Annotated in this window: 11 protein-coding genes and 1 riboswitch; of the genes, 4 read left to right on the top strand and 7 right to left on the bottom strand. The window is 68.7% G+C overall.

What is annotated here, in order from left to right; all coding sequences use genetic code 11:
* Positions 1–282 precede the first annotated feature (282 nt).
* Positions 283–382: riboswitch (glycine riboswitch) on the bottom strand.
* A gap of 83 nt (positions 383–465) precedes the next feature.
* The 6 genes from QH270_RS21640 to QH270_RS21615 all read right to left on the bottom strand — a co-directional run bounded on the left by QH270_RS21640 (position 466) and on the right by QH270_RS21615 (position 4,434).
* A complete protein-coding gene (locus tag QH270_RS21640; protein ID WP_110041101.1) occupies positions 466–1,023 on the bottom strand; it encodes a MerR family transcriptional regulator in 558 nt (185 codons plus the stop codon).
* Positions 1,024–1,193: 170 nt separating this feature from the next.
* Positions 1,194–1,667 carry a bifunctional nuclease family protein gene (locus QH270_RS21635; protein WP_019046780.1) on the bottom strand — a complete coding sequence of 158 codons (474 nt, stop codon included), beginning with the start codon at positions 1,665–1,667 and terminating at the stop codon, positions 1,194–1,196.
* A 170-nt stretch (positions 1,668–1,837) separates the two neighbouring features.
* Positions 1,838–2,623: a transcriptional regulator FtsR gene (gene ftsR / locus QH270_RS21630; protein WP_280345434.1), complete on the bottom strand. Its 786-nt coding sequence runs from the start codon at positions 2,621–2,623 to the stop codon at positions 1,838–1,840.
* Between the two features lie 70 nt (positions 2,624–2,693).
* Positions 2,694–3,179, bottom strand: coding sequence for an oxoglutarate dehydrogenase inhibitor Odhl (gene odhI / locus QH270_RS21625; protein ID WP_110041099.1), 486 nt, complete (start codon positions 3,177–3,179; stop codon positions 2,694–2,696).
* Between the two features lie 178 nt (positions 3,180–3,357).
* On the bottom strand, positions 3,358–3,756 hold the full coding sequence (gene gcvH, locus QH270_RS21620) for a glycine cleavage system protein GcvH (protein WP_280345432.1): 399 nt from the start codon (positions 3,754–3,756) through the stop codon (positions 3,358–3,360).
* 42 nt (positions 3,757–3,798) lie between these two features.
* A complete protein-coding gene (locus tag QH270_RS21615) occupies positions 3,799–4,434 on the bottom strand; it encodes a CDP-alcohol phosphatidyltransferase family protein (RefSeq protein ID WP_280345430.1) in 636 nt (211 codons plus the stop codon).
* A gap of 123 nt (positions 4,435–4,557) precedes the next feature.
* Here QH270_RS21615 and QH270_RS21610 point away from each other — a divergent pair, with 123 nt between their 5' ends.
* From QH270_RS21610 to QH270_RS21600, 3 genes are all read left to right on the top strand, one after another.
* Positions 4,558–5,946 carry a DUF2252 domain-containing protein gene (locus tag QH270_RS21610; RefSeq protein ID WP_280345427.1) on the top strand — a complete coding sequence of 463 codons (1,389 nt, stop codon included), beginning with the start codon at positions 4,558–4,560 and terminating at the stop codon, positions 5,944–5,946.
* Positions 5,947–6,058: 112 nt separating this feature from the next.
* On the top strand, positions 6,059–6,937 hold the full coding sequence (locus QH270_RS21605; protein WP_280345425.1) for a nuclease-related domain-containing protein: 879 nt from the start codon (positions 6,059–6,061) through the stop codon (positions 6,935–6,937).
* A gap of 22 nt (positions 6,938–6,959) precedes the next feature.
* Complete coding sequence (locus QH270_RS21600; RefSeq protein WP_280345420.1) at positions 6,960–7,571, top strand: phosphatase PAP2 family protein; 612 nt, start codon at positions 6,960–6,962, stop codon at positions 7,569–7,571.
* Here QH270_RS21600 and QH270_RS21595 read toward each other — a convergent pair.
* Positions 7,568–9,499 carry an acyl-CoA dehydrogenase gene (locus QH270_RS21595; protein WP_280345417.1) on the bottom strand — a complete coding sequence of 644 codons (1,932 nt, stop codon included), beginning with the start codon at positions 9,497–9,499 and terminating at the stop codon, positions 7,568–7,570. The genes QH270_RS21600 and QH270_RS21595 overlap by 4 nt on opposite strands.
* Positions 9,500–9,602: 103 nt before the next feature.
* Between QH270_RS21595 and QH270_RS21590 the strand changes: the two genes are divergently transcribed.
* Positions 9,603–10,250, top strand: coding sequence for a TetR/AcrR family transcriptional regulator (locus QH270_RS21590; protein ID WP_280345415.1), 648 nt, complete (start codon positions 9,603–9,605; stop codon positions 10,248–10,250).
* Positions 10,251–10,252: the final 2 nt, after the last annotated feature.

Below are 10,252 nucleotides of genomic sequence, written 5' to 3'. Positions count from 1 at the left end.
CACGCCATCATCACCGCGCGGAGATCGGCGCTCTACCTCGATACCCGCCGAATCACTCTCGGCGACAGCACCATCCCGCAGAACGCGCAGCGCGATCACGCCCAGGATCGCGTGCAGGGCGCCCGCCACCTCCTGGGGGGGGGGGGGCGCCCGGGGGGGCCACGGGTTCCAGCCCTCCCCCTCTGTCGTGGCGCCTGAGAGATTCGGTGACCCGACCGCAGGCGGCCGTGCCCCTTTCCCCGTGGGCGGGCAGCCGGATGCCACCGCTTTCCAGAGGCGTCGAATCACCGTGCGGTCCCTGTTGCCTGAGAGATTGACGGGGAGGTGCTGCTCCTTCGGCGCCCGGACTCGGCTGAACCCGGGACTCTCCCGCACGGCGGCGACGCAGTACCGAGTCTAGATGCAGCAAACCCCCGGCCGCGCCACCAGGGGCGCGCCGGGGGTGTAGTGCTCGTCACGTATGGACTAGCCGGTCTTGCGGTTCTCCCGCGCCTTGCGCCGGTAGGACAGTTCGTCCTCGGGCCGGTCGGTGATCGCGGTGGCCCGCTCGGCCGGGAAGTCGGCGATCGCTCCGGTCAGTTCCCGCATGGCGCCGCTGACCGCGATTCCGAAGACGCCCTGCCCGCCCTGCAGTAAATCGACGACTTCCTCGGGCGAGGTGCACTCGTAGACCGAGGTGCCGTCGGAGAACAGGGTGATCCCGGCCAGATCCGGGACGCCCCGGCTGCGCAGGTGATCGACCGCGATCCGGATGTTCTGTAAAGAGATGCCCGCGTCCAGCAGCCGCTTCACGATCTTGAGGACGAGGATGTCCTTGAACGAGTACAGCCGCTGACTCCCCGACCCCGCGGCGCCCCGGATGGACGGCACGACGAGCCCGGTGCGGGCCCAATAGTCGAGTTGACGATAGGTGATGCCGGCGACCTGACACGCGCTCGGCACCCGGTAGCCCACCAGATCGTCCGGAACCGAGTCGTCCGGGAACAAGCCAGGCTGCACCACATCCTGCGATTGCTCTTCCACTGACCACTCCTTGCTCTGCCGACGTTCTCGAAGTACCGGAGTCACGACGGATGTTGCCCGACTTTCGAGATTACTCCTGCCATTGTCGGACGCGCAGGGTTGTCCCACCAAGCACCGCACGCGGCGATTCCCTCGACCTCTACTTCAGGTCTAGAAGATCATGATGTGAATCAGCTGTCGGTGGCCTTGAAGTCGTCGGGCGAGACCGACTCGAGGAATTCCTTGAACTTCTCCACCTCGTCCTCGCGCTCGTCGGGCATCACGAGCCCCGCCTCGGCGAGCACCGGTTCCTCGGCGAAGATCGGGCAGCCGACCCGCAGCGCGATGGCCACCGAGTCCGACGGCCTGGCCGAGACCCGCAGGTCGCCGTCGAAGACGAGATCGGCGTAGAAGGTGCCCTCCTGCAGATCCACGATCCGCACTTCCTTGAGGGTGTGACCCAGTTCGGTGATCAGGATCTTGATCAGATCATGGGTGAGCGGACGGATCGGGGTGACGCCCTCCTGCTCGAGCACGATCGCTGTGGCCTCGGCCTGTCCGATCCAGATCGGCAGGTACCGCTCGCCCGCCGCCTCCCGCAGCAACAGCACGGGCTGGTTCTGTGGTTGCTCGACACGGATGCCGATGACGCGCATCTCACTCACGCCTGCACCTCGCTCATCCTGTCCTCCCAATACTCGCCGCCGACGGGCACGACCGCTTGCCCCGCTCGCCGTACACACGAGTCTAGGCGAATTCCCGGCCGCGCAACGGGGACGGCCGAGCCGAAATCCGCGTGTTGCTCCGGTGATACCGAATCCGGCGCCCGGGTGTGTCAGTTGCCGAGCGCGGCGCGCACGGCCGCCTTCACCAGTGCCGCGTGCAGGTTCAGCGACAGCGCCGCCAGCTCGCGGACGGTCTCCTCGGCCCTCGCGCGCGCGTCGGCGTCGCGGCTCTTGGCGATCGGCGCCGCGATCTGGGCGACCAGAGCCGCCTCCCGGTCGGCGGCCAGCTTGAACGCGCGCAGATGCCGGGCTTCCAGCCCGAATTCGGCCATCGATTTGGCGGCGTTGGCCAGCGTCACCGCGTCGGATTCGAAGAAGCCGCCCGCGCCGGGCACGATGAGGCCCGCGCGCACCAGGTCGTCGAGGAACCGGTCGTCGATGCCCGCCTTGTCGAGCAGGTCGGCGCGCGTGAGCCGGACCCCGACCTCGACCCGGAGTTCCTCCGGGGTGATCTCGCCCGGCACGACGCCGAGGCGACGCGGCGGCGCCGGCTCGCCGCCGTTGTCGGTGCGCGCGGAGCCGGGTACCGACGACCCGGTCTCCGCGGCGCCGTGGCGGGAGTGCGCACGGGCGCGCGCCTCACGCACGCCCAGCGTCGCCGCCCCGCTGTCGATCGCTTCCAACTGCTCCTTGATCACCTTCAGTGGCAGGTACTGATCGCGTTGCGCGGTCAGCACGAAACGCAGCCGTTCGTAGTCGGCCACCGAGAATCGGCGGTACCCCGACGGCGTGCGTTCCGGCCGGATCAGGCCCTCGGATTCGAGGAACCGGATCTTGGAGATGGTGATGTCAGGAAAATCTGGTCGCAGCAGGTCGAGCACGGAGCCGATCGACATTCCTCCGCGCGCCCACTGCGCCGCCCCAGTCACAGCACTGCGCCCTTCGCGGACTCCAGCACCGTAGGGGTCATCGCGACCCCGCGCCCGACGCCGATTCGTTCGCCTGCGCACGCGGACCGGTCAGGAAGACCAGCCGGAACTTGCCGATCTGGACCTCGTCGCCGTTCTGCAGCTCCGAGGAGTCCACCGGCTCCCGGTTGACGTAGGTGCCGTTGAGGCTGCCCACATCGACGACCTGGAACGAGTCGTCGTCCTGACGGAACTCCGCGTGCCGACGGCTGACGGTGACGTCATCGAGGAAGATGTCACTGTCAGGGTGGCGGCCGGCCGAGGTGGTCGGCTGATCCAGCAGAAAACGCGAGCCCGCGTTCGGGCCGCGCTTGACCACCAGGAGGGCCGCGCCGACCGGCAGGCCCTCGACGCCCTGAACCGGCTGTTCGCCGGTCGGCTCTCCGGAGCGCGACGCGTCGACCTCGTTGAGGAAGTCCGCGCGGAAGACCGACGTCGTCTCGGCCGCGGTCTCCCCGTAACCCGGGTCCCTGTTCTCGCTCACCGTTTCTCTCCTCCTCGAACCTGATTATCCATGCAAGCAGGTGCTGTATTCGGCGACACGACCGGCGCGATCCCATCGCCAGGAAAAGATTCCCGGCGTCGATTCCCCGACGTATCCGCTTGGCTTTGACCGTACCCTGCCGGGGCGTACCCGTGCAGGGAGAACTGTGAAGGCTGGTTCAGCCCCCGATAACTCCTTGATAACCCGCCGCATCCAGCAGTTCGGCGAGGGCGGAATCCAGCGCCGCCGCATCGTCGAAGGCGAGCTCGAACAGCCAGCCCGCGTCGTAGGGATCGGAGTTGAGCGTCTCCGGCGCGGACACCAGATCCTCGTTCACCGCAACGACTTTGCCGCCCAGCGGGGCGTAGATGTCGGACACGCTCTTGGTCGACTCGACCTCGGCGATGCTCTCCCCCGCCGTGACCTCTTTGTCGACGTCGGGCAGTTGGACGAACACGACGTCACCCAGTTGTGACTGGGCGTAGTCGGTGATGCCGACACGAACCGCCGTGGGGCCGGTCCGCCGCACCCATTCGTGCTCCTCGGTGTAGCGCAGATCCTCAGGGGTCCGGGTCACAGGACGTCCTTTCGTCGTGAACGTTGCACGCAACAGTATCGGCTAGCTCCCACGGTGCGGCACAGGCGGTATCGATCGCGCGACCGCGACCGCCAGGCCCGCGTAGAGCACCCCGGTCCACACGTACAGCGCGGTGCCCCAGATCAGCAGTGCCCAGCCGAAGGCCCAGCCGAAACCCGCCCCCGCCCAGTCCATCTCCCCGGTGAGCAGCCAGGGCAGCGCGGACATGAGCGCGAAGGTGGCGGCTTTGCCGAGGTAGATCACCTCCGGTGCGGGCAGCTCGCGCCGCTTGTACACCGACAGCGTGAGCGTGAGGACCAGATCACGGCCGATCAGGATCACCGCGATCCACCACGGAATGAGCCCACGTGCGACGAACGCCACGAGTGTCGTCACGAGGTATAGCCGGTCGACGAGCGGGTCGAGCAGCGCGCCGAGGCGCGAGGACTGGTCGAGCAGCCGGGCGAGTTTCCCGTCGAGGAAGTCGGTGAAGCCACTGGCGATCAGCAAGGCGAACGCCCAGCCGTCGGCCCGCTCGACCAGCATCAACCACAGGAAAACGGGGATACCGATCAGCCGGAGCAGGCTCAGCACGTTGGGCACGGTCAGGATGCGGTCGCTGAACACGCCACCCGATGCGGTGTCGTTGGTGTTCGGCGTTCCCGATTCGGTTGCCACGCCCCTGCTTACCTCACCTACCCCCACCCGCGCCATCCGCACACGCCGATTTCTCGTCAGCCGGGCGCGCACCGGGCGGTTCGCGGTGCCGATTCGCCGGTCCGACCGCTAACCTGGGCGGTTGTGTCCGTCAGTGGTATAGATCTGCGTTCCTACGTCTCCGCCGAGGACGCCCGCGCGCGCGGTCGCGCCGCCCGCGACCGGCTGCCGGTGAGCGCACGCGACCGGGCCGCCGAGAGCCCGCGAAGGCCGACGGTGCTCGAGTTCGTCGAGGCGAGCAACGCGGGCCGGATCGAGCGGCTGATCCCGCTGCGGATCGGCCGCATGGCGGCCTCGCCGTTCACCTTCTTCCGCGGTGCCGCCGGGCTCATGGCCGCCGACCTCGCCGCGGGCCCCGACAGCGGCCTGCCCGCCCAGATCTGCGGGGATGCCCACGCCGCGAACTTCGGCCTCTACGGCACCCAGCGCGGCGAGATCGTCATGGATATCAACGATTTCGACGAGACGATCCACGGTCCGTGGGAGTGGGATCTCGAGCGCCTGGCGGCCAGCCTCGTACTGGCGGGCCGGGAGAGCGGCGCCGACGCCGACGACTGTGTGCGGGCCGCCCGCGATGCCGCCAAGTCCTACCGCCGCACCGCCGCCGACCTCGCCGAGATGCCGTTCCTGCAGTCGTGGACCGCGATGCACGACGAGTCGATCCTGACCGAGGCCAAGGCCGAGGATCTGCTCGACGACTTCAAGAAGGCCGCCAAGAAGGCGCGCAAGAACACCAGCGCCAAGGTCGTCGCGAAGTGGACCGAGCAGCTCGACGATCACACGACCGATATCAGCAAGCACCGCTTCGTCAGCGATCCGCCGATCCTGACCGCCGTCGACGAGCAGGTGGCCGAGGCGGTGATCGACGGGCTGGAGCGGTACGCGGGCACCATCCGCGAGTCGCGGCGCAATCTGCTGGCCCGGTTCGCCGTGTCGGACGTCGCGTTCCGCATCGTCGGGACCGGCAGCGTGGGCCTGCACAGCTATGTGGCGCTGCTGCACGGCAACGACGGCGAGTCGCTGGTGCTGCAGGTCAAGCAGGCGAATCCGTCCTCGCTGGCCCCCTTCCTCCCGCCGGCCGCGCCCCGGCACGAGGGCGAGCGGATCGTGGTCGGCGCGCGCAGCGTGCAATCCGAGACCGACATCCTGCTCGGCTGGTCGACCCTGCACCTGGACCGGCAGATCCCGGTGATCGTGCGCCAGTTCCGCAATCTGAAGGGCAGCATCGATCCGGCGGAACTGTCGGCCGACGATCTGGACGACTACGGCCGGCTCGCCGGCGCCCTGTTGGCCAGAGCGCACGCCCGCTCGCTCGACCCGCGCACCCTGGCCGGTTACCTCGACGACGACGGCGAGGAGTTCGACGACGCGATCGCCGCCTTCGCGGTGCGCTACGCCGACCGGACCGAGGCCGACCACGCCGAGTTGGTCGCCGCCGTCAAGGCGGGCAAGATCGAGGCCGAGCCGAGCTGAACACCACCCCCGACCTGACCGGCATCGGCGCGTCATCGAGCTACGATGTACGCCAACGGTTCTCGGCCCGCGGCGCCAACGACCCAGAAGGGCGGTCTCCATGCTCGTGCGCGTGCAGAATGCGGCAGGCACCGATGCCGAGCTCGCACTGATCGACTGGCTGCGCACCTGGAAGGATCCCGCCAGCCCACACGGCGTCGCCACCATCAACTGCAGCCTGTTCCACGACGACCGCCTGCACCATTTCGACGCGGTGGTGTGGACGCCGACCAGCTGCGTGGTGATCGAGGCGGAGACCTTCACCGTGGCGCAGGACGGCGTGCTGGAGATCCCGCTCAACGGCCCGTGGATGGTCTCCGGGGAGCTGGCGCAATTCGCGGGTGGGGAGAAGTCGACCCCGCTGGAGCGGTCACGGGAGCACACCTTCGCGCTGCAGGACTATCTGGCCGCGCGCGGGCTCGGCCAGCGCGCGGTCCACGGTCTCGGGGTGATCGTGCCGCAGCCGGGCGCCCAGATCGATGTGCACCAGGGCTGGAGCGATCCCAGCTTCGACGTGATCGTCACCGACGACCCGCACCGGCTCGAACAGTACTTCGAGGTGCTGGCCGAGAAGGAACACAATCGCTGGACCGCCAACGACATCGCCATCGCGTTCCGCGGCCTCGGCATCCTGCCGTATCTGCCCGCCCCGCAGGATCTGCTCAACGAGGGTTTCCTCGGTCCGATCGACGTGACACTGTGGCACGGCGGCCCGACCCAGGCCCAGGCCGAGCAGTACGCCGAGGAACAGGCCGAGCTCGAGCGGCAGCTGCAGTCGCGCGGTCTGGTGGCGCCCTGGTACAGCCCGTGGAAGCTGTACCCGCGCGTCGGCGGTGATCTCGACTTCGGTCGCGCGTTCCTGCGGATCACCCTCGCCATCGGCATGATCGTGGCGATCGTCTGGGTGCTGTGGTTCGTGGTCACCGCCGTACTCACCTACGGCCCGGCCTGATCGGTTCCGCTACCGTCGGGGCGTGTTCGACGATGCTCCCGCGCCCGCGGTCGGCGTGGCCCGCGCGACGGCGATCGGCGCGGGCGCCGCGGTCACGGTCGCGCTCCCACTGACGTTCCCCGCCGATGGCGGGCCGACCGCGCTCGACACCGCGGTGGCCGATCCCGTCACGACCGCGCTGTCCCCCGGCGTCGCCGAGGTGCTCGTCGCGCCGAGCAACGGCCCGGTGGTCCTGTTGCTGTTGCTGGCCGGTTGCGCGTGGTTCGCCGCGCACCGGCGGTGGCGGTGCGCGGTGACCATGCTGGTGGTGCCCGAGGTGATCCTGGCGATCAACACCTGGCTGCTGAAACCGTTGTGGGACAGGCGGATCGAGGACTATCTCGCCTATCCGAGCGGGCACACCGCGCATCTGGTGGCGGTCGCGACGACGTTCGCGTGCCTGGTGACGAGCACGACGGCGCGGATCGTGGTCGCGGTGCTCACCGTGCTCGCGCTGCTCGTGATCACCCCCGGCATGGTCGAACTCGGCTACCACCACCCCACCGATGTGCTCGGTGGGGCGGCGGCCGCCGCGGCCATAGCGATCGGGCTGTGCGGGCTCGCGAGCCTGCCGCGTGCCAGGGCCGGCACCTAGGCGCGCTCGAAAACGCTGGCGTCGTGCAGCATTTCGGCGCGCAGCATGGTCTCGGGCACGCCCATCGCCTCCACCAGAGTCAGCGCGTCCGGGCGCAGCCGGTCGACGAGTTCGTTCACGCCGCGCCGCACCGCCTTGGCCCGTTCCACCGACATGAACCGGTGCATGATGTACCAGGACAGGTTCTCTTCCAGCGTCGCGTACACGTAGAGATCGCAGACGGTTTCGGCGAGTTCCCTCGCCTCGGGGTCCTCGATCTCGGCGATACCGTCGACGAATTCCTCGAGCACCAGCCGGTCGATGTGCGCGGAGCCCGCGGCCAGGATGTGGTCCTGGGCGTTGTTGAACGCCTCGAACGGGCCGGTGTCGGCGGCCCTGGCCCGCAACCGGTGCGCGGCCGTGCGCAGCAGGTAGTCCTCACGGTCGGCGAACAGCTGCACCTGGACCGCGCGCTTGGACAGGTCGCCCTCGTCGACGGATTCGTCGGAGCGGTCGCGCAGCGTCTGGATCAGCTGGCGCACTCCGGTCTGCTTGCGCACCACGTCACCGGCCATGGTGGCGGCGAACCTCACCCAGCCCAGCGCGTCGAGGTCGCGAACCTCGTCGGAGTAGGCGGTGAGCAGCTCCTTCGCGACCAGCTGGGTCAGGACGACGTTGTCTCCTTCGAAGGTGGTGAACACATCGGTGTCGGCCTTGAGCGTGACTAGGCGGTTCTCGGTGAGGTAGCCCGCACCGCCGCACGCCTCGCGGCACTCCTGGATGGCCCGGGTGGCGTGGCGGGTCTGGGCGACCTTCAGCCCCGCCGCGCGCTTCTCCAGCGCGCGCTGGGCGGCCGGATCGGTCTCGCGCCCGGACTGGATCAGGTCCATCCGGCGCACCAGGTCGTTCTGCGCGAACGCCAGCGCGAACGACTTCGCCACCAGCGGCAGCAGCCTGCGCTGATGGCTGCGGTAGTCCATCAGCAGCGTCTCGGCGCCGGTGTCGGGATCGGCGAACTGGCGGCGTGCCAGCGCGTACCTGACCGCGATGCTCAGCGCGACCCGCGCGCCCGCGGCGGCCGCGCCACCCACGCTGACCCGGCCACGGACCAGGGTGCCCAGGGTGGTGAAGAAGCGGCGGCTGGGGTTCTCGATCTCGGAGCTGTACGTGCCGTCGGGCGCCACGTCGGCGTACCGGTTGAGCAGGTTCTCCCGGGGCACCCTGACCTGGTCGAAGACGATGCGGCCGTTGTCGACACCGGGCAGGCCGCCCTTGAGGCCGTCGTCGTAGGTGGTCACGCCGGGCAGGTCGGCGCCGAGCTCGTCACGGATCGGTACCAGCAGACAGTGCACGCCCTGGTTCTTCCCGTCGGTGATGAGCTGGGCGAACACCGCCGCCATCCGCGCGTGCACGGCCGCGCCACCGATGTAGTCCTTGCGGGCCGACGGGGTGGGGGTGTGCACGACGAATTCCTGGGTCGCCGGATCGTAGGTGGCCGTGGTCTCGAGGTTCGCGACGTCGGAGCCGTGTCCGGATTCGGTCATCGCGAAGCAGCCGAGCAGGTCGAGGGAGATCAGCCGCTTGATGTATTGGCGGTGACGTTCGGTGCCGAGGTTCTCGACCGCGCCGCCGAACAGGCCCCACTGCACACCGGATTTCACCCACAGCGACAGATCGGCGTAGGCCAGCATCTCGAGGCTGGTGACCGCCCCGCCCGGGTCGCCGGTGCCGCCGTGTTCGGAACGGAAGCCGCGTTCGGGGTAGCCGAGGGTCGCGATGACCTTCATCTGCTCGAGCACCCGGGCCCTGGCCGCGTGGATGTCGAGTTCCGGGTCGCCGCTGAAGCGTTCGTCCGCGAGCTGGGCTCGCGCCTGATCCCTGAGCGCGCGCCACGGTCCGTCCAGCGCTGCGCGGAGATGTTCTGCCGTCGTCGATGTGCCGGTAGCCATGTCCTCGACCCTAGCCCGGTCCGGGCCGACGACGGCGCCGACGAAACTCGCGTCACAAAAACTCTTGCTCGTCGATTGAACGGGCGTTTAGTATATTGAACATGTGTTTAGCCAACAGCCCGTTCCGCAAGGACCCTCCCCAGATCTGACGACCGCGGCCCGCATTCGCGATTGCGCGATCGACCTGTTCGGCGACCAGGGTTTCGGGGTCGGCGTCCGGGCGATCGCCGCGGCGGCCGGCGTCTCCCCCGGCCTGGTGAACCACCACTTCGGTTCCAAGGAGGGCCTGCGCGCCGCCTGTGACGACCGCGTGCTCGAGATCATCCGCGACGAGAAGCTGCGCGTCATCCGTTCGTCGGGTCCCACCGGGATGCTCAACGCGATGGCCGAGATCGAGATGTACGCCCCGCTCGTGGCCTACATGCTGCGCAGTTTCCAAGCCGGCGGCACGCTGGCGGAATCGCTGCTCGAGCACATGATCGCCGACGCCGAGCAGTACATGCAGACCGCCGTCGAGGAAGGCCAGCTCAAACCGAGTCGCGATCCCGCGGCTCGGGCCAGATACATCGTGCTCTGCCATGTCGGAGCCATGAACCTCTATCTGCAGATGCGAAGTCAGCGCGAGGGAAAGCTCGACTACCGCAAGGCGATTCGGGAACTCTCCGAGGAAATCACCTTCCCGGCACTCGAGCTCTACACCCAGGGCATGCTGACCGATTCGACTCTGCTCGACAGCCTCAGCGAGGAGTAGAC

Source organism: Nocardia neocaledoniensis (genome assembly GCF_029868625.1).
Taxonomy (GTDB): domain Bacteria; phylum Actinomycetota; class Actinomycetes; order Mycobacteriales; family Mycobacteriaceae; genus Nocardia; species Nocardia neocaledoniensis_A.
The sequence above is the reverse complement of the archived record's forward strand: the minus strand, read 5'-3'. Positions and strand labels throughout refer to the sequence as shown.

Coding starts and splice junctions, on each gene's coding strand:
- ftsR (WP_280345434.1), bottom strand. CDS start 2,623: ATGTCGATCGGCTCCGTGCTCGACCTGCTGCGACCAGATTTTCCTGAC.
- QH270_RS21595 (WP_280345417.1), bottom strand. CDS start 9,499: ATGGCTACCGGCACATCGACGACGGCAGAACATCTCCGCGCAGCGCTG.